Origin of the sequence: Arthrobacter sp. SIMBA_036 (assembly GCF_046535135.1) — a bacterium.
Taxonomy (GTDB): domain Bacteria; phylum Actinomycetota; class Actinomycetes; order Actinomycetales; family Micrococcaceae; genus Arthrobacter.
In genome coordinates this window covers 105,797-124,810 of the sequence record NZ_JAWRXG010000007.1, presented here as the reverse complement: position 1 = coordinate 124,810, position 19,014 = coordinate 105,797, and the positions used below count along the sequence as shown (strand labels likewise).

Genomic DNA, 19,014 nt, shown 5'->3' with positions numbered 1-19,014 from the left:
GGCTAGTAGGCCAGGGATCGATCGAGCGCTTCGAGGATCTTGTCGATATCCGGCAAGTAATCCTCTTCAACTTTGGCAACAGGGTAGGGCATGTGGAAACCGCCCACCCTGATCACGGGGGCCTCAAGGTGGAGGAACGCCCGTTCGCTGATTCGCGCCGCGATCTCCCCGCCGATGCCACCAAAGGTAGGAGCCTCATGGGCAACGATGAGACGGCCGGTCTTCTTTACCGAGGCTTCCACGGTGTCGAAATCCACCGGCGAAATGGAGCGGAGGTCGATAACTTCAACACTTCGACCATCCTCCTCAGCTGCATTTGCCGCTGCCAGTGCGACAGGCACCAACGGCCCGTAAGCCACGATGGTCGCATCGGTTCCCGCACGGACCACGTGAGCCTTGAAAGGATCCTCCGACAAACCGGGATTCTCAACGTCGACTTCACCTTTGAGCCAATAACGGCGCTTAGGCTCGAAAAAGATCACCGGATCCTGGCACTCAATTGCTTTCTGGATCATCCAATAGGCGTCGTGCGGGTTCGAGGGTGAAATGATGCGCAACCCTGCCGTGTGCGCGAACAGCGCCTCGGGGGACTCGGAGTGGTGTTCAATGGATCCGATGCCGCCACCGTAAGGGATGCGAATGACCACCGGAACGCTCAGCTTCCCCAGGCTCCGCGAGTGGATCTTGGCCAACTGCGTTGTGATCTGGTTGAAGGCAGGATAAACAAAGCCGTCGAACTGAATCTCGCACACGGGCGAATATCCCCGCAACGCCAAGCCGATCGCGGTACCTATGATCCCCGATTCAGCCAATGGCGTGTCCAGAACGCGATCATCGCCGAATTCCTTGATCAAGCCGTCCGTGACGCGGTAGACGCCGCCGAGGTGCCCGATGTCCTCGCCCATCAACAACGACTTGGGATAGGCGGTCAGTGATGCTCGCAGGCCCTCGTTAATGGCCTTGGCAATGGTCATGGTCGCCATTAGTTGGTTGCCTCCTGGTCACTTTCGAACCCTGCCGAGTATTCCTCAAACCAAGCCAATTCCTCGGCAATCAACGGATGCTTTTCGGCGTAGACGCTGGCGAAGGCTTCGCGAATGTCAGGCACTTCAATGCCATGAGTGGTGCTCCGGACGTATTTGGCCAGTTCATCGCCGTCGGCCGCGACCTGGTCGAAGAAGGCTTCATCGGCCAAGCCTTCCGCCCGCAAGTACTTCTCCAGCCGATCCAAGGGATCCTTTTCGCGCCAGGCAGCTTCTTCCGCAGATTCCCGGTACTTAGTGGGATCGTCGGCAGTGGTGTGGGCACCGACGCGGTAGGTGTAGGCCTCAATCAGAACCGGCCCCCGGCCCTCCCTGGCATGTTCGAGAGCCCACTCCGTGACGGCGTGAACTGCGATGACATCATTGCCATCTACGCGAATCCCTGGGAAACCGTAGCCCTTCGCCCGATTGGCCAGAGGGACCTTGGTCTGGACTTCCGTGGGGACCGAAATGGCCCAATGGTTGTTTTGGCAGAAGAAGACCACGGGCGCATCGTACGAAGCGGCAAAGACCATGGACTCGTGGACGTCGCCTTCGGAGCTGGCGCCATCGCCGAAGTAAGCGATGACGGCGGCCTTCGGATCAGCGGAGTCCGCAGCAGCAAGTTTCTGGTCCCGCTGGATGCCCATGGCGTAACCGACCGCATGCAGAGTCTGCGCGGCAAGCACCAGGGTGTAGAGGTGGAAGTTGTTCTCGCGCGGGTCCCAGCCACCGTTGGAAACTCCACGGAATTGCTTGAGCAATTCGGCCAGGTCCACGTTGCGGACCAGGGCAACGCCATGTTCCCGGTACGTGGGGAAGATGTAATCCTGTGGTTCGCTGGCGTGTCCGGAACCGATCTGCGCGGCTTCCTGGCCAGTCAGCGGCACCCAGAGAGCCAACTCTCCTTGGCGCTGCAACGCCGTGGCTTCCTGGTCGAAGCGACGGATTCGGGCCATGTCGGTATAGAAGACCTTCAGTTTTTCCGGATCGATGCGCTTGGCGTAATCCGAGAACACGGGATCAGTTCCGAGTTTTCCGTCGGGCCCGAGCAACTGAACCATGTCCACCGGTTCGGCCGGCGCGGCCGCTGCCGCGGTGGTCGCCGCGAGAGTTTCTTCCGTACCGTGGGGTAGTTGTCCCTGGCCCATACCCGTCTCCTTGCTTCCACGGCGGCGCCGCGGCGATGTCTTTCGCTGGGATATATGCCAGTTCTGGAATGCATTCCGGAACTGGCATATATTTTGGCTTTCGTCCTTACTTTATCGGGAGTAAGGAATCTTGGTGCACATGTTAACCGCTAGGAACGCTGCGGCGGGTTTGTATAACCTGCACAGAGTTCCAGAAAGCGGGTGTTGGCCTCGACCTCCCCGATGGTGACGCGGACGCCTTCATCACCGAAGGCACGGACTGACAGGGCTTTCTCGGCTGCGAGTGCCGAGAATTCACCGCTGTGCTTACCCAAATTGAGCCAGACAAAGTTGCCTTGGGGCTCCGGAATGAACCAGCCGAGCTCCCGCAGGCCAGCGGTGACCCTGTTCCGCTCGTCCACCAGGCTTTGTACCCTCTCCACAACCTGGTCGTAGTTCTCGATGGAAGCCACCGCTGCCCGCTCCGCGATTTGCGATACTGCGAAGGGTGTGGCGGTGACACGGAGGTGCTGGGTAATCAAGGGGCCGGAAACGCTGTACCCAACCCGCAGACCTGCAAGGCCATGAGCCTTGGAGAAAGTCCTCAGCACCACCACGTTGGGATACTTCCGATAGAGCTGGATCCCGTCGACGGCCCGTTCATCCCGCACAAATTCCTGATAGGCCTCGTCGATGACCACCACGACGCCGGGCGGAACCGATTGGATGAATCGCTCAGTTTCTTCTGCGGTGAGGATGGGACCCGTCGGGTTATTCGGTGTGCAGAGCAGAATGACTTTGGTACGAACGGTCACCGCAGCGGCCATGGTTTCCAGGTCATGGCGACCGTCCGGGAGAAGCGGGATCCGGACGCTTCCCGCACCCGCCAACCCGACACAAATCGGGTATGCCTCGAAAGAACGCCAAGCGTAGATAACCTCGTCCTGTTTCCCGTCGTCGTTCTGTCCGGCGAAAGTGGCGAGGATCTGGTTCAATGCCCCCAAGCTGCCGGCGCCAGTGACGACGTCGTCGGCCGGGATATCGAGGAAATCGGCCAAGGCATTTCGCAGCTTGGTGGCCAAGGGGTCAGGGTAGCGGTTAATGTCGGTCTGGTCCGCGATCGCCTGCAGCACTGCAGGAACCGGGGGTAAGGGATTCTCGTTTGACGACAATTTGTAGCTAGTGAGGCCCTCAATCGCAGCGGGAGGTTTGCCGGCTGCGTACTTGGGGAGCCTGTCCACGACCGGGCGAGGGAGTACGCCCTCCGGTGCGTTGTCAGTAGTAGTCATGGATTCAAGCCTACTTGCCGATCCGTGGCTGTTGTTGGGCTGATCGGCCGGCCTGTGTGGAACCATGGGTCTATGGGTTCATTCATCATCCGCGTCCTCATCAACGGGCTTGCCCTGTGGGTTGCCACATGGCTGCTGGACGGTATGGATATCTCAACGAGTGCCACAGAGCGGGCGGCAGCAAATGCCGGGCTCGTGCAAGGAGCGGACACCGTGGGCATAGTCCTTGCGTACCTCTTCATCGGCCTCATCTTCGGCGTGGTCAATGCGTTCGTTCGCCCGTTGGTCAGGGTACTTTCGCTTCCCGTGACCATCCTGACGCTGGGACTGTTCACCATCATTATCAATGCGGCCATGCTGTACCTGACTGCGTGGCTAAGTAGTTTCACGCCGGTCCACCTCACCATCGATTCCTTTTTCTGGACGGCTGTCTTGGCTGCAATCATCATCAGCATTATTTCCATGGTTGCCGGCTTAATCCCCGGCGCCCGTCGACGCTGAGTATCCAACACTTATCGTGCCCCTGCCACTGATCGGGTCTCGGGCAGATCCTTGGGAGGCAGGATGTCCTTCCGTTGCGGCATCGGCTGCCGCTTGAGTTTGAAGTGAGTTACTTTTACCGCACCTCCACCCCCGACAGCCCCCGCGAAGGCAGCACTTGAGGCTAACAATGAGGGGTCGTGGCTCGCACTGACCAGCTCCGCCCCGGCCGCGTAGTTCTCTTGGTCGTGCCCGGGGCCCAGCCCAGGATCTTGTCCCTTTGGGGTTGCGACGGGGTTTGTCAGCGTGACGGTAACTCTGTCCTTGGTGTCTGGATTATCGGCCCCATCTGTTCCTGGTACCCAGTCCTGGATGTGTTCCAAATGCAGCGCACTGATGCCCGGTTCCGACGTGATACCGCCGACCGGCGATCCCGCGGTCAGTACAAACTTGAGGTTGAACTCGCTAAGGAACGCCTTGTCTTGAGCCAAATTCATGGCGTGGATTCCCCCTTGGCTGTGGCCGACAGCGACCACTGGGTCCCCGGCCGCTGCGCCGGCTGCCTTTAGTGCCTGACCGATTGCCGGTATGACTTCTTGGGAGCCATACCCGAGCGCCTCACCGACACCGGCAGCGTCGAAAGGATTGGATGAGGAGGGTTCCAGTTGGGTTCCCGGGATGAGGACCATCCACGAAGCAGATCCCCTGTTTCCGAGCTGAATGACCTCGATTTCGCCGTCGTTGAGGGCGTGCAGCTTTTCAAGCCGACGCAGGCTACCAGCCATTGTTGGCCGGAATTCCTCCACGGACTCGTCCATCTTCTCGATCGTGACGGGTCGCGGCTGCATCCCCTCCAAGAGTGGCGACTTCAGCAGCTCATGCAATACGTCGCCCACCCGGTACCCGGTGGCAATGAGTCTGTTATAGGTTTCTTGGGTCACATCCCGACCGGCAGCCAAAACCCCCGGCGCCCCGGACCATCTGATCTGATCGGGACGCAGTACGTGTGGCAGCGCGTTCCGGGCTTCAACATCCTCGTAAGCGCGGCGGCTCGACCGAACCTGCGCGCTGATGCCGACAAGTTGTTCGCGCACCTTGCCGACGTCACTGCGAGCTTCTCCCACAGCGTTGACTGCCGGGTAGCCGGACACCACGGCGTTCTGGGCGAACATCTCCAGCTCATCGTGAACCTTGCGGGCCTCCGCTTCGATCTCCAGGAGTTGTTGGGCAACCTCGTCCAACTGGTCTGCACCGCGGGAAAGCTCCTCCAGTTGAAAAGAGATGCCACCCACCCCGCCCCTGATGGAAAGGCTGCCATCCCCGACCGGCGGCAAGGGCTGGAGAGCGGATCCGTCACCGAAAGAAACCGCATCGGCCATCAGGGACCGGTCCCGCCGGAGACGGAAACACTTCTGGAATAACGGAGCACCATTGCCACTGCGTGCTCCATGGTCCCCCTTGCACGCATCAGGGCTGCGGCCTGCAAGGCAACCGTTGTTCGATAAGCCTGCCCGGCCGGTGATTGCCAGTCTTCCATCTGCGCTCTCCGCAGCGACGCCAACGCGGTATCGGCGAGGTCCACACATGCCTTGATGCGCCAGGCGAGCCTCTGCACGTCATGGCTACGCGATGCACACTCCAGGGGGTCGAATGTGGGCGGGGTGGCTGCAGGGATCAAGCCGACGCTCATGTCCTTTGCTCCATTTGATTTGTTATGCGGTTCTGTGGCTACGAGATTACGGAGCCCTGGGAGCCTAAGGAACTGCTGACCTCCCCTATGTGGAAAACGCAAATGACTGTCCACAGAGCGCCTGTCACCAACGCCCGGGACAGCCGTAGAGCATGAAAGAATAGGCACCATGGCTGAATCCCCTCGCGTGTCCCTCGCTTCCGAACCTCTCGCCCTTGGCGCCCTCGACGGCCGCTATCGCGCCGCCGTCGCGCCGCTCGTTGACTACTTGTCCGAGGCGGCCCTGAACCGCGACCGTGTTCATGTGGAAGTCGAGTGGCTGATTCACCTCACCAGCCAGTCGGTGCTGCCGGGCGCCGGTCCCCTCACGGACCAGCAGGTCTCTCAGTTGCGGTCCATCGTGACGGAGTTCAATGCGGAGTCGGTCAATGAACTGGCGGAAATCGAAGCGGTCACTGTTCACGACGTCAAGGCCGTGGAGTACTACATCGGGCGTCGCCTGGCCGCCATCGGCATCGAGAACCTGACCGCCATGGTCCACTTCGGCTGCACGTCTGAGGACATCAATAACCTCTCCTACGCTGTGGGCATCAAAGGTGCCGTGGAGGACGTTTGGCTCCCCAACGCAAAAGCCCTGGTCCAGCAGATCGAGGCCATGGCAGAGGCCAACCGCTCCGTGCCGATGCTGTCCCGCACGCACGGCCAGCCCGCGACTCCTACTACGCTCGGCAAGGAACTTGCGGTGATAGCCCACCGCCTGAACCGGCAACTCACCCGCATCGCCAAGACCGAATACCTTGGCAAAATCAATGGCGCAACCGGCACCTACGCCGCGCACGTAGCGTCTGTCCCCAGCGCTGACTGGGAGGCCGTTGCCAAGACGTTCGTGGAAGGGCTCGGCCTGGCGTGGAACCCGCTCACCACGCAGATCGAGAGCCACGACTGGCAGGCCGAGCTTTACGCTGACATCGCGCGTTTCAACCGCATCCTGCACAATGTCTGCACCGACATCTGGAGCTACATTTCCATCGGTTACTTCCGGCAGATACCGGTTGCCGGTGCCACGGGTTCTTCCACCATGCCGCACAAGGTCAACCCGATCCGATTCGAGAACGCCGAAGCGAACCTGGAAATCTCCAACGGCCTTCTCGATACACTGGCCGCCACGCTGGTTACCTCGCGTTGGCAGCGCGACCTCACGGATTCCTCCTCCCAGCGCAACATCGGTGTTGCCTTCGGTCACTCCCTGCTCGCTATCTCAAATGTTGCCAAGGGCCTCAAGGCACTTGATGTGGCCGAAGAAGTCCTCGCAGCCGACCTCAACACCAACTGGGAAGTCCTTGGCGAGGCGATCCAGATGGTGATGCGCGCGGAGGCAATCGCCGGTGTCGAGGGCATGGAAAACCCGTACGAGCGGTTGAAGGACCTCACGCGCGGCCAGCGCGTCGACGGTGCCAGAATGCAGGAATTCGTGCAGGGCCTGGGTCTTTCCAAGGACGCTGAAGCTCGGCTCTTGGAACTTACCCCGGGTAAGTACACAGGCATCGCCGACAAGCTGGTGGACCACCTGCGGTAGACCATCTCCTGCGGTGTTGCCATCACAGGTGACGGACGCACGTCGACGGCGGGACGGGGCTGTGTGCCCCGGTCCGCCGTCGCCTCTTAATGGCACCATCGCTTAATGGCGCATCGGATAACGGCACCATCGCTTTACCGCGCCATACCTTTCGGGTGGCGGCGCGCAATTCTCCGGACGCTTACGAGCAGGAAACACAGTGGTAACTCGCCCTACCTAGGCTTGAGTCGCATAGGAACCTCACCACGCGGCGAAAGAGGCATACATGCAGACCAATCCACGGCTCAACATCCGGCAGGTCACATGGGCAAACCCGGTGGGTGCAGACCTCCGAGCCGCACAACAGGCCGAATTGGATTCGCGCTTTGGAACCACAGACCACGAGCCTGGTCCGGCCCCTTCGGAGGCTGATACGGCCGTTTTCGTGGTGGCCTATGAGAGGTGCTCGGGACAACCCTTGGGCTGCGGAGGCTTGAGGATGCTCGACGAAAACACCGCAGAGATCAAAAGGCTCTACGTGGTTCCGTATGCCCGCGGGTCCGGGGTTGCCAGCTCAATACTCGCCGCCTTGGAAGCTCAAGCCCACTCGCATGGCTTCAGCGTGATCACAGCGGAGGCGGGGTCTGCCCAGTCGGATGGCCGCAGCTTTTACGAGAGCGCAGGGTTTGCCCCAGTGCCAAACTTCGAGCCATATATCGGCGTAACGGATTCGCATTGCTATTCCAAGCACATCGATTCACATAGTGCCTCGCACACAGCCATGGCCTAAGCGGGCGCAGGTTGAGACGGCAACATCAAGCACACCTCGGTACAGTTCGATAATCTCAAATTATGGAAAAAGCAGATATCACCTTCCGCACGCGTAAATGGGTGCGGCCCGAGGACCTGAACGCCAATGGCACGCTCTTCGGCGGTAGCCTGCTGAAGTGGATCGATGAAGAGGCCGCGATCTACGCCATCCTCCAGCTTGGCAATGGCCGGGCTGTCACCAAGTACATCTCAGAGATCAACTTTGTGAGTTCGGCGGTGCAGGGCGACCTGATCGAGATGGGCCTGACGGCCAAGCGGTTTGGCCGCACGTCACTGACCATGCGTGCCGAGGTCCGCAACATGATCACCCGGCAATCCATCCTGACCATTGAGGAGATCGTCTTCGTGAACCTGGGAAGTGACGGACGCCCGGAGCCGCATGGTTACACGGAGATCACCTATGACCGTGACCGCATCCCCACGCACCACCTCACCAAGCCGCTCGACGAGGATTAAACGGCACGCGTACCCAGCCCAATTAACTGGCAGGAGGGGCTACTCCCCTCGGGAGCAACCCCTCCTGAAAGTCAGTTGGGTGCTGGCGTCAAACGCCCTGGCTGACCTTGTGGGTGGAAGAACGACGGCGATCGAAGACCGTTGCGCCTACCTCTTGTTCGGCTTGGTTGTCGATTCCCAAATCGATTCCCTTGCGCTCGCGGGTCAACAGAACAGCTCCCGCGGAGATCAACGCGACGATCAGCAAGTAGGCGGAGACGCTCATCGTTGTGCCTGTCGCCTGGACAAGGGCCGTGGCAATGGTCGGCGCGAAAGCTCCGCCGATGATGGAGCCCAGGGCGTAGGAGATAGCTACTCCCGAGAAACGGATCGAGGCCGGGAAGAGCTCGCTGTAAAGAGCGGCCTGCGGCCCATAGGTGAGTCCAAGGCCCACACTGAAGAGTGCCAACGCGGCCGCCATGGCCCAGATGTTGCCGGTGTTGATCAGCCAGAACAACGGGAAGAAGGTGACGATCAAGCAGGCATAGCCAATGATGTACGTCTTCTTGCGCCCGATGCTGTCGGCAAGGTAACCCGCGATGAGCGTGAAAACGAACCACAGGGCGGCAGAGGCGGTGATGGCCAGCAAAACCTGGGTGCGGTCCATGGCCAGGCCCTTGGGTGCCGTGGCATAACTCAGGATGTAGCCGCCAGTTGTCATGTACCCGGCGGCGTTGTTTCCTGCGAAGATCAGAGCAGCGAGTATCACGAGCAGCCAGTGCTTCTTGAACAGCTCAACGATGGGAACCCTGGTCTGCTGCTTCCGGGCACCGATCTCGGAGAAAACGGGGCTTTCGTCCACCCCCCTGCGGACAACGAACCCGACGATGATCAACACGAAGCTGAGCAGGAACGGGACGCGCCAGCCCCATTGTTCGAAAGCGGCACCCGGCGCAATCACTCCCGACATCAGGGTAAGGACACCGGACGCCAGGAGCATGCCAAGCGGTACTCCCAGTTGCGGGAAGGATCCGAAGAGTCCCCGTTTGTTGGTGGGCGCGTGCTCTACTGCCATCAGGACGGCCCCGCCCCATTCGCCACCGGCTGAGATACCCTGCAGGATTCGAAGGAGCAGCAGCAGGATCGGTGCGGCCAACCCTGCCGTTTGGTATGTGGGCAAGACACCGATCAAGGTGGTGGCTGCGCCCATCAGGACCAGTGTCAGGACCAGCATGGCGCGCCGACCTAATTTGTCCCCGAAGTGCCCTGCCAGGAAAGCACCCAGCGGCCTGAACAGGAAACTCAGACCAACTGATGCAAAGGAAATCAGCAGCGCAATATCGGCGCCTGCGGGTTCGAAAAAGAGTTTGGCGAAGATGAGGCCGGCAGCATTGGCATAGATGAAGAAGTCGTACCACTCCACCGTGGTGCCGACAATCGTGGCAAAGGCTACTCGGCGGTTGCTCCGCGCCGAATGACTGTGTGCTGCTCCGCCTTGGGCAGAGGTTGATGCGCTCATGAGGGAACTCATTTCCCGCGGGCACAGCGTTGTGACCGCGATAGGAGGGGTGGGACCAGGCGTCAGTAGCTCTCGCGCTTCGTCGCCTCGGACACGGGAATGAAGGTGGAAGCAAAACTCTCCGACGCCCTGGCCAGCACCGAAACGTCGGCGCCGACGAGCACGAAGGAGGCACCGGCGTCGAGGTAGGCGCGGGCTGTGGCCTGGTTGAAGGCGTTAACGCCGGCAGGCTTGCCGGCCGCTTTAGCGGCTTCAAGGCAGTGCTCGACGACGGCCCTCACCAAAGGATTTTCCTGCTGTCCCAGCAAGCCCATGGAGGCCGCGAGGTCCGACGGGCCGAGGAAGATGCCGTCCACGCCGTCTACGCCCAGGATCTCTTCCACGGCTGAGGCTGAAGCTTCGGATTCGATTTGGACGGTGAGGCTGATGGTGTCAGAGGCCGTGCCAAGGTACTCCGGCACACGGTTCCATCGTGAGGACCGGGCCAGCGCGGATCCGACGCCCCGAACCCCGTGGGGCGGGTAGCGAATGGCCGCGACCGCTGAGGCGGCCTCGAACGCCGAATTCACCATGGGGACCATGAGGTTTTGCACGCCAAGATCGAGGTACTGCTTGATGACCACGGCATCGTTGACCGGCGGACGGACCATGGCCTGCACGGGATAACCGCTGACGGCGTAAAGCTGCGCGAGGATCGATTCAAGGCCATTGGGACTGTGCTCAGCATCGATCAGCACCCAATCCAATCCGGAGCCGGCGCAAATTTCGGCCACCAAGGGGCTGCCGGAACAAACCCACATGCCAGCGAGTGGACGGCCCGCTTCACTCAGGGCCGAGTAGAACGTGGGGTTCAGTCGAAGTTGCATGTCACCACTCCCAACGGTCCGTAGTCCGCGTGCACGGTATCACCTTTGTACACCCACATCGGCCGGGTAAACGAGCCCGCCAGGATGATATCTCCGGCCTTCATGGAGTCTCCGTGCGCGGCGATCTTGTTTGCCAGCCAGTGGACGCCGTTCGCCGGGTGGTCCAGGACGCCGGCGGCCACGCCGGTCTCCTCCACGGTCTGGTTTTTGTACAGGATCGCCGATACCCATCGGAGGTCCACGGCGTCAGGTTTCACGGGCCTGCCACCGATCACCATGGCACCCATCGCGGCGTTGTCCGAGATGGTGTCCACGATGGTCCGGCCCTCCATTTCGATCCTGGAGTCAAGGATTTCAAGGGCCGGAACCACGTAGTCGGTGGCATTGAGGACGTCGAAGATGGTGCAGCCCGGCCCCTTGAGACCTGACTTCAGCACGAACGCGAGCTCCACTTCAACCCGCGGGTGGGTGTACTTGTCCCACTCCACGGAGCAACCGGTTTCCAGGACCATGTCATCAAAAATGGCACCGTAGTCCGGTTCGGTGATCCCGGTTGCAGCCTGCATGGCCTTGGACGTGAGGCCGATCTTTCGCCCCACCAACGTGCGTCCCGCTTCCTCGTTCCGCCGCATCCACAACTGCTGCACGGCGTACGAGTCCTCAACCGTCATGTCGGGGTAACGGGCCGTCAACCGGGAAATGGGCTGACGGTTCCGGCCGGCTTCGAGGAGTTCGTCGGCTATCGCTTCGATCGTCTTCGCGTCCAACATGGTTTAGACCTGCGCTCCCAGTTTGAAACCCTCCGCGGTCTCGCCTCCGGCGGGGCGGGTGTAGGAGAATCCATCAGCGCCAATGGTGACAGCCATCTCCGATTTGTCTTTGCGTTCGATGATGGGCTGTGGGTTGCCGTCAAGGTCCAGGACCAAAGAGGCTTCGGTGTACCAGGACGAGACGACGGGGTTGCCCCACCAGTCGCGGCGCTGGTTGTCGTGGACGTCCCACGTGACGGTGGGGTTGTCGGGATCACCGGTGTAGTAGTCCTGCGTGTAGATCTCGATGCGGTGGCCGTCCGGGTCCAGGATGTAGAGGTAGAAAGCATTGGATACGCCGTGGCGGCCCGGGCCGCGTTCGATCCTGTCGGAGATGCGCAGGGCGCCCATCTTGTCGCAGATCTGGATGATGTTGTGCTTCTCGTGCGTGGCGAACGCAACGTGGTGCATGCGGGGACCGTTACCACCGGTCAGGGCGGTGTCGTGTACGGTCTGCTTGCGGTGCATCCACGCGGCGTACGTGACGCCGTCGGAATCCTTGATGTCCTCGGAGACCCGGAAGCCCAAGTCCTCCAGGTACTTGCGGCCTCGCGGAACGTCCGGGGTGACCTGGTTGAAGTGATCCAGGCGGACAAGTTCACCGGCGGAGTAGAGGTCGTAACGCTGGGTGAGGCGCTCCACGTGCTCAACGTCGTAGAAGAATTCGTACGGGAAGCCCAGCGGATCTTCCACACGGAGGGAGTCGCCGACGCCCTTGGTGAAGCCTTCCTTGCGGCGCTCCACACGGCAGCCCAGCTCGCGGTAGTAGGCCTCGGCGGCGTCCACCTCGGCCGGGGACTTCACCCGGTACGCAAAAGCGGCGACGGCGGCCACGGGCCCCTGGCGCAGCACAAGGTTGTGGTGGATGAACTCCTCGAACGAGCGCAAATAGATGGTGTTCCCGTCTTCCTCGGTGACATGCAGGCCGAGGACGTCGACGTAAAACTCCCGGGACTTGGCCAGGTCCGTCACCACGATGTCCATGTACGCGCAACGGACGATATCCGGGGCCGGGACCGTGGGAGTTGGGATGGGGTCGGTGAAAGGGTTGCTCATGATGGTCTCTCTTCGTTGAAAGGGGGCAGCCTAGGCGCCGAATTTTGGAGTATGCACAGCGCCGAGCGTGATGTGCACGGCCTGCTGGTCGGTGTAGAAGTCGATGGAGCGGTAGCCGCCCTCGTGGCCCAGGCCGGAGGCTTTGACGCCGCCGAACGGGGTCCGGAGATCACGGACATTGTGGCTGTTGAGCCACACCATGCCGGCTTCGACGTTCTGGGAGAAGTTGTGGGCCCGGGTCAGGTTCTGGGTCCAGATGTAGGCCGCCAGGCCGTACTTGGTGTTGTTCGCCAAGGCGAGGGCTTCGTCGTCGTCTTCGAACGGCGTGATGGCCACGACGGGACCGAAGATTTCCTCTTGGAAGATCCGCGCGTCAGGTGCGACGTCGGCAAACACCGTGGGTGCGATGTAGTTGCCTTCGGGCAGGTGGTCGGGTCGTCCGCCGCCGGCAAGGAGCCGGCCTTCGGACTTGCCGATCTCCACGTACGATGCCACTTTCGCGTAGTGCTCCGGGTGGACGAGTGCGCCCACCTGGGTCTTGGGATCGTGGGGGTCTCCCACCACGATGTTCTTGGCGCGGGCGGCGTACTTCTCGCAGAATTCGTCATAGATGGCTTGCTCTACCAAGATGCGTGAGCCCGCGGTGCAGCGTTCGCCGTTGAGCGAGAACACACCGAAGAGGGCGGAATCGATCGCGGCGTCCAGGTCGGCATCGGCGAACACGACGCACGGGGACTTGCCGCCCAGCTCCATGGACAATCCCTTGAGGTTGGCGGCAGCGTTGCGGAAGATCGTCTGGCCCGTGGTGGTCTCGCCAGTGAAGGAAATCAGCGGAACGTCCGGGTGCTTCACCAAGGCATCACCGGCTTCTTCGCCCAGTCCGTTGACCAGGTTGAACACGCCGTCGGGCAGGCCTGCGTCCTTGAAGATCTGTGCCCAGAGGGACGCGGATAAAGGCGTGAACTCGGCCGGCTTCAGCACCACGGTGTTGCCGGTGGCCAAGGCCGGGGCGAGCTTCCAGGACTCCAGCATGAACGGGGTGTTCCACGGCGTGATGAGCCCCGCGACGCCGATCGGCTTGCGGTTCACGTAGTTGATCTGCGAACCGGGGACCTTCATGGCGTCGTCGAACTGTGCCACGATCAAGTCCGCGAAGAACCGGAAATTCTCGGCGGCACGCAGGGCCTGACCCTTCGCTTGAGTGATCGGCAGGCCGGTGTCGAACGTTTCGAGCTCGGCGAGTCGCGCTTCCTGGGCTTCGACGGCGTCGGCGATTTTGTTCAGCACCCGGGCTCGTTCACGTGGTTTCATCTTCGGCCACGGGCCGTTGACGAACGCTTCCCGTGCGGCGGCCACCGCGAGGTCGATGTCTTCTTTCTGGCCGGCGGCGGCGGTGGCGTAGTTGCCGTTCGACACCGGATCGAGGACATCGAAAGTCTTACCAGACGCAGAGTCAACGAATTCGCCGTTGATGAAGTGCTGGATGTGCGTGGGCAGGTTCTCGGGGATGTAATGCTTGGCGGTGGTCTCTACAGGAGCAGTCATCATTGTCTTTCCTTTTCAGCAACGCAGTGCGTTAGGTGGCTTTGGCGAGGTACGCGTCCAGGGTGGCGGCGCGGTGGTGGCGGGCCGCTTTTTCGATGGTCTCGGCGTCGGCTCCGGACTCGATCAGTTCCAGCAACGCCTCGTGTTCGCGCACGGACTCATGGGCGCGGTTGGGGACGAACCTGAAGGTTGACGAGCGGAGTGACGCGAGCCGGTTCCAGCCACGGTGGACGAGGTCGAGGATGTGCGGGTTGGGGCAGTATTCGAACAAGACGCTGTGGAAGTCTTGGTTCAGCGCAGTGAAACGAACGGGGTCGAAGTGCTTGAGGCACTCACGCATCTCTTCGTTCACTGCACGGGCCCGGGCGATTGCCACGGAGTCGATGAGGGGCGCGGACAGTGCGGTGGCGGCGCCTTCGACGATGCTCAACGTCTGCATCGTGTAGAGGTACTCAGTGGGGTCGATGCCGGACACTGTGGCGCCGACGTTCCGTTCGAACGTCACCAACCCCTCAGCTTCCAAGCGGCGGATCGCTTCGCGCACCGGCACCACGCTGAAACCCAAGTCCTCGGCAATTTTGGCCAGGACCAGCCGGTAACCGGGCGTGTAGGTCCCCTCCACGATCCTGGCCTTGACGGCTTCATAGGCCTGCTGGGACTTACTCCCGACGGCGGCGCTTCCGACGGCGGTTTCAGTCACCTGGGGCTCCTTCCGGGCTGGGGCTTTCCTGCCCCGCGGACCACTCGGCAAAGCGGTCCTGCCATTCCTTGTTCATGGGGTAGAGCCCATCAACACTGTTGCCCTCTTTGACCATTTGGAAGATAAAGGTCTCTTCTTTTTCCTGCTGAATGCAGTCATCCACCAGCTCTTCGGCGATCGCCGGCGGGATCACCAGAATGCCGTCCGAGTCAGCCACGATGATGTCCCCGGGCTGCACGGTGGCGCCGCCGCAGGCAATGGTGATGTCCGTATCCCAGGGGATGTGGCGCCGGCCCAACACTGCCGGGTGTGGGTTCGCGAAGTACGTGGGCATCTGCAGGTCAGCCACGGCAGAGTAGTCGCGGACACCGCCGTCGGTAATGATGGCAGCAGCACCACGGACCTGGGCGCGGAGGGCGAGGATGTCCCCCACAGTTCCCGTGCCCTTCTCGCCGCGGGCTTCCATGACGAGGATCTCGCCCGCATTGACCGAGTCAATAGCACGCTTTTGGGCATTGAACCCGCCGCCACGGGTCTTGAAGAGGTCCTCGCGGTTGGGGACGTACCGGAGTGTCCGGGCCAAGCCCACCACTTTTCGGTCTGGACGGGTTGCCTGCAGTCCATCGATGCTCACGTTATTCAACCCGCGCTTACGCAACTGGGACGACAAAGTGGCAGTCGCAACGCTTTCCAGCTTGGCCTTCAACGCAGGGGTCAGCACACTCGTGGCAGGACCAGCAGCAGGCAAACCGGCAGCCTCCCGGGAACCGTATGCTTCTTCGCGCTGCGTGTCATCTGCCTTGGGCTGGGCACCAAAGTCCGCGAACGGCGTCGTACCTTCTGTGACCTTGGTGGTCAGGCGGCCGGTGCTGAAGTCACCGCCTGTGACTTCGACGACGACGACGTCGCCCGGCTTGGCCACGGAGGCACCGGCAGGGGTGCCTGTGAGGATGATGTCGCCCTCCTCGAGGGTGAGCAACTGGGAGAGGTCCGCCACGAGCTGCGCGAACGGGAACAGCAGGTCCTCGGTGGTGTCGTCCTGGACCAGTTCGCCGTTATGCCACGTGCGGATCCGCAGCCCGGCAGGGTCAACGGCATCGGCCGGAATGAGCGCCGGACCCACCGGAGTGAAACCGTCACCGCCCTTCGACCGAACGTTGGAGCCCTTGTCCGCATAGCGGAGATCGTAAACGCCCAGATCATTGGATGCGGTGACCCATTCGACGTGGCTCCACGCATCATCCAAGCCGACCCGTCGGGCTGACTTGCCGATCACCAGCGCGATCTCACCCTCATAACCGAGCAGCTCACATCCAGCTGGACGCTCAACAATCCCCGGATTGTCTGTGAAACCCAGCGCCAAGGATGTCGGAGGCTTCAGGAAATACGAAGGCTGCGCGGGAGTGCGTCCACGTTGCGCTGCGCGGCTGGGGTAGTTGATGTGGACGGCTATGACTTTGCGCGTCCGGGCCAGCATGGACTGGCTTAAGTCTTGGGTCCGAAACTCCACTGTCACGGCACCTCCTTGGGGCAAGATTTATCGAGTACGAAATCGTATACGATAACTATGTCCGCGAAGGTCTCCGCCGTCAACCCCTTTCTGCAAAGGGACTAGCAAAGGGACTAGCAGTCAGGCATGGCGTTTAGGGAGCTGAGTTGCCCTGGTCCGCCCGGCCCGTACCCGCAGCATCCTCCACACCAGGCTCTGACACAACATCGGATGCCACGGTTGGCGTGGCAGGTGCGGCCGCAACTGTTTTCAAGGTGGCGATCGAGTCCCCTGCCGACTCGGACCCCTTGGAGCCCGGAAGCATGGCTTCAGCCTTATCGATCAGCTTCTTCCCCGCCTGATACAACGAGTCCAAAATGTCGGGTACCGATTCCTGCACCGCCTCCGCGGCTTGATGCACACCGTCCTGGACGTCCGGGTTCTTTAGGACCTTTTCTGTCCCTCCGCGAACCCGGCCGTAGACCTCCGACCAGGATTTCGAACCCCATACGTAACCGACAGCCACGCCGACGGCGAACATTACTTTCCCTTTCATGGGAACCACTCCTTCCGAGGTGACTATCTTTCGACCCTAGTCTGCCACCCATCCACTGTCACGTGAACATTCATTCATTCTCCCGAGTCCTTTGTAGTCCTTTGTAATTGCAGAATCATCATGGACAAAGAGCTGCTTCCGACTCAGGAAAAGCATCCACGCCGTGCACGAAATCACATATGTTCAGGGTCTTCGATGATGAAGATCCCGCGGGTCAACCACACCGAGCCGCGCCAATCACGCCGCCCCCTACAGACCTGACAGCGCACCGCTGGCATCGGGATTTCCAAGCCGACGTCGCCCCGAATCCGCGGCATCTAGACGAAGGAAGCACGCTTTTGGCCGTAACGCAAAATAGTCAGGTTACTTGCTACTCGACCGGGGACCCGCTAGCGTTGCTTGTGCAGTGCTACGGACCGACCCCATCGGCAGGAGTGTTTTATTGGCTTTATTTAAGACATTCATCGGGATGGCATAACAGTTCCAATCCCCGCGTTCCATAGGGCCTCCAGGGGCCCCTTTACGGTGCCTCCACATTGGAACAGGCACCCGATGAACTGGACCTCTTGACAATGTTCATGGAAGTTCATGGAATTTACATCAACAAGAAAGTGGGACCAAAAATGGGTTTCTTTGGTTTTCTCCTGCTCGGCCTCTTGGCTGGCGCTATTGCAAAACTTATCCTTCCGGGCCGTCAGGGTGGCGGCTGGCTCATCACCCTTCTGTTGGGCGTCGTCGGCGCCCTCTTGGGTGGCTGGATCGGAGGCGTTCTCTTCCACACCGGCCTCCAGGACTTCTTCTCGCTTACCACTTGGCTCTTGGCTATTGGCGGATCCATCATTGTTCTGCTGATCTATGGCCTCCTCGCAGGACGCCGGACTCACCGTGGCTAAGCACCAGAACCCAGACGCCAACGGCGAGGAACTCGACGGCCAGTACGTCGAGGGTGACTACGGTGATGCGGGAGTATCCCCCGAGACTCTGCGCGACGACGCCGGGGGCGATTACACGGCCGGCGACTACGCCGAGAAGACCGTGCCCTCGGCTGATGCCGAGTTGGACGAACGCAACACCGAAGATACGGCGAAGGACCGCCCCTTCTCATCCGAACCGGATGAGGAAGCCTCCGGTTCCGGGCAGACGCAAAACTAGCCTGTAACGCCAAGAGCCCCGGAAGATGCATTGCGCATCTTCCGGGGCTCTTGCAGTTAAGCGGATGTCGCAGCTAGGTGCGCAGGGTTTTGGCTTTGACCATCAGGAACAGCCCGTACGCAATAAGCCCCAGGGCCACAGCCCCCAAGAGGTATGGCCCATATGGCTGTTCCCTCAGGGCCTTCAGGCTTCCGTCGAGGCCGGTGGATTGCTCGGGCCGTGCAGTGACCGCTGCGATGACCACCAACAATCCAACGAGCAACAGCGCAATACCTTTGGCAACGTAACCGATCACGCCAACACTGAGTTGGAAATCGCGGTCTTCTTTCTTGGAAGAAAGAGCGAGATCTTTCTTGAACGACCTAGTGAAGCCGCGCAGCCCGAAAACTATGCCGGTGATCATGATGCCCACGCCTACAGCAATCAGGATGGCCGTGCCGAACGGCGCCTTCATCAGGCTGGCGGTGACGTCCGTAGTAGATTCCCGGCTGTTCTTGTCCTTGCCCACCACGAAGGAGATGAGTGTGGCCGCCAAAGCGGCATACACAACGGCCTGTCCAGCGGCTGAAAGCCTTTTGGATACTTTGTTATCGACTCCCCTCCGGTAACCGAGAATGGCGTTTCCTAGTTGCCATAGAGCCAGTGCCGCGCACGCAGCAAAGCAAGCCCATAAGAGGAATGGTCCTGCCGGCTGACTGGCCATCTGGGATATCGCGCCTGTGACGTCGGCTTCACCACCCCGCCCTACCGCCAACTGGAGGGCGATGACGCCGATCAGGACGTGCAGGATGCCGCTCACGGCATACCCTGCGCGGGCTACGCGTTCGAAGGTCCGGGATTTGGAAGCCTCCTCGGCCACGTCAGCGGCCTTCTTCATCTCCTCTTTGATG

The 19,014-nt window shown here is 61.0% G+C and carries 20 protein-coding genes; 6 read left to right on the top strand and 14 right to left on the bottom strand.

Annotated features, from left to right (window positions below):
• Window positions 1-2 precede the first annotated feature (2 nt).
• From SB659_RS11350 to SB659_RS11340, 3 genes are all read right to left on the bottom strand, one after another.
• Window positions 3-983 (bottom strand): alpha-ketoacid dehydrogenase subunit beta, encoded by a 981-nt coding sequence (locus SB659_RS11350; protein WP_284978775.1) that lies wholly within the window; start codon window positions 981-983, stop codon window positions 3-5.
• On the bottom strand, window positions 983-2,173 hold the full coding sequence (gene pdhA / locus SB659_RS11345; protein WP_410550471.1) for a pyruvate dehydrogenase (acetyl-transferring) E1 component subunit alpha: 1,191 nt from the start codon (window positions 2,171-2,173) through the stop codon (window positions 983-985). Before pdhA ends, SB659_RS11350 begins: the two co-directional genes overlap by 1 nt.
• A 149-nt stretch (window positions 2,174-2,322) precedes the next feature.
• Window positions 2,323-3,441 (bottom strand): histidinol-phosphate transaminase, encoded by a 1,119-nt coding sequence (locus SB659_RS11340; RefSeq protein WP_410550470.1) that lies wholly within the window; start codon window positions 3,439-3,441, stop codon window positions 2,323-2,325.
• Between the two features lie 72 nt (window positions 3,442-3,513).
• Here SB659_RS11340 and SB659_RS11335 point away from each other — a divergent pair, with 72 nt between their 5' ends.
• Entirely contained in the window at window positions 3,514-3,942 is a 429-nt protein-coding gene (locus SB659_RS11335; protein ID WP_284978772.1) for a phage holin family protein, read from the top strand.
• 11 nt (window positions 3,943-3,953) lie between these two features.
• Here the strand turns inward: SB659_RS11335 and SB659_RS11330 are convergent, their stop codons facing one another.
• Entirely contained in the window at window positions 3,954-5,300 is a 1,347-nt protein-coding gene (locus SB659_RS11330) for a hypothetical protein (protein WP_284978771.1), read from the bottom strand.
• Window positions 5,300-5,611, bottom strand: coding sequence for a hypothetical protein (locus SB659_RS11325; protein WP_284974962.1), 312 nt, complete (start codon window positions 5,609-5,611; stop codon window positions 5,300-5,302). Before SB659_RS11325 ends, SB659_RS11330 begins: the two co-directional genes overlap by 1 nt.
• 169 nt (window positions 5,612-5,780) lie before the next feature.
• On the opposite strand from SB659_RS11325, the gene purB reads away from it, so the two are divergent.
• The 3 genes from purB (at window position 5,781) to SB659_RS11310 (ending at window position 8,453) form a co-directional block, all read left to right on the top strand.
• A complete protein-coding gene (gene purB, locus SB659_RS11320; protein WP_284974961.1) occupies window positions 5,781-7,187 on the top strand; it encodes an adenylosuccinate lyase in 1,407 nt (468 codons plus the stop codon).
• A 265-nt stretch (window positions 7,188-7,452) separates the two neighbouring features.
• On the top strand, window positions 7,453-7,956 hold the full coding sequence (locus tag SB659_RS11315) for a GNAT family N-acetyltransferase (protein WP_284974960.1): 504 nt from the start codon (window positions 7,453-7,455) through the stop codon (window positions 7,954-7,956).
• 62 nt (window positions 7,957-8,018) lie between these two features.
• Entirely contained in the window at window positions 8,019-8,453 is a 435-nt protein-coding gene (locus tag SB659_RS11310; RefSeq protein ID WP_284974959.1) for an acyl-CoA thioesterase, read from the top strand.
• 88 nt (window positions 8,454-8,541) lie between these two features.
• On the opposite strand, the gene SB659_RS11305 is transcribed toward SB659_RS11310, so the two are convergent.
• The 8 genes from SB659_RS11305 to SB659_RS11270 all read right to left on the bottom strand — a co-directional run bounded on the left by SB659_RS11305 (window position 8,542) and on the right by SB659_RS11270 (window position 16,972).
• Entirely contained in the window at window positions 8,542-9,951 is a 1,410-nt protein-coding gene (locus SB659_RS11305; protein ID WP_410550469.1) for an MFS transporter, read from the bottom strand.
• A 62-nt stretch (window positions 9,952-10,013) separates the two neighbouring features.
• Window positions 10,014-10,817 (bottom strand): HpcH/HpaI aldolase family protein, encoded by an 804-nt coding sequence (locus SB659_RS11300; protein ID WP_284978766.1) that lies wholly within the window; start codon window positions 10,815-10,817, stop codon window positions 10,014-10,016.
• Window positions 10,802-11,587: a 2-oxo-hept-4-ene-1,7-dioate hydratase gene (gene hpaH, locus SB659_RS11295; protein ID WP_410550468.1), complete on the bottom strand. Its 786-nt coding sequence runs from the start codon at window positions 11,585-11,587 to the stop codon at window positions 10,802-10,804. The genes SB659_RS11300 and hpaH overlap by 16 nt, the downstream gene beginning before the upstream one ends.
• 3 nt (window positions 11,588-11,590) lie before the next feature.
• The gene (hpaD, locus tag SB659_RS11290) at window positions 11,591-12,682 is read right to left on the bottom strand and encodes a 3,4-dihydroxyphenylacetate 2,3-dioxygenase (protein WP_410550467.1); all 1,092 of its coding nucleotides are present in this window, start codon (window positions 12,680-12,682) and stop codon (window positions 11,591-11,593) included.
• A gap of 30 nt (window positions 12,683-12,712) precedes the next feature.
• A complete protein-coding gene (gene hpaE / locus SB659_RS11285) occupies window positions 12,713-14,227 on the bottom strand; it encodes a 5-carboxymethyl-2-hydroxymuconate semialdehyde dehydrogenase (RefSeq protein ID WP_410550549.1) in 1,515 nt (504 codons plus the stop codon).
• A 31-nt stretch (window positions 14,228-14,258) separates the two neighbouring features.
• On the bottom strand, window positions 14,259-14,927 hold the full coding sequence (locus tag SB659_RS11280) for a GntR family transcriptional regulator (protein WP_284978763.1): 669 nt from the start codon (window positions 14,925-14,927) through the stop codon (window positions 14,259-14,261).
• Complete coding sequence (locus SB659_RS11275; protein WP_410550466.1) at window positions 14,920-16,443, bottom strand: fumarylacetoacetate hydrolase family protein; 1,524 nt, start codon at window positions 16,441-16,443, stop codon at window positions 14,920-14,922. Before SB659_RS11275 ends, SB659_RS11280 begins: the two co-directional genes overlap by 8 nt.
• Window positions 16,444-16,570: 127 nt before the next feature.
• Complete coding sequence (locus SB659_RS11270; protein ID WP_410550465.1) at window positions 16,571-16,972, bottom strand: hypothetical protein; 402 nt, start codon at window positions 16,970-16,972, stop codon at window positions 16,571-16,573.
• Between the two features lie 623 nt (window positions 16,973-17,595).
• Here SB659_RS11270 and SB659_RS11265 point away from each other — a divergent pair.
• Window positions 17,596-17,865, top strand: a complete 270-nt coding sequence (locus SB659_RS11265; RefSeq protein ID WP_284978868.1) for a GlsB/YeaQ/YmgE family stress response membrane protein — start codon at window positions 17,596-17,598, stop codon at window positions 17,863-17,865.
• The gene (locus tag SB659_RS11260) at window positions 17,858-18,124 is read left to right on the top strand and encodes a hypothetical protein (protein ID WP_284978760.1); all 267 of its coding nucleotides are present in this window, start codon (window positions 17,858-17,860) and stop codon (window positions 18,122-18,124) included. The genes SB659_RS11265 and SB659_RS11260 overlap by 8 nt, the downstream gene beginning before the upstream one ends.
• Before the next feature lie 73 nt (window positions 18,125-18,197).
• Here the strand turns inward: SB659_RS11260 and SB659_RS11255 are convergent, their stop codons facing one another.
• Complete coding sequence (locus SB659_RS11255) at window positions 18,198-19,001, bottom strand: DUF1206 domain-containing protein (RefSeq protein WP_410550464.1); 804 nt, start codon at window positions 18,999-19,001, stop codon at window positions 18,198-18,200.
• Window positions 19,002-19,014 lie beyond the last annotated feature (13 nt).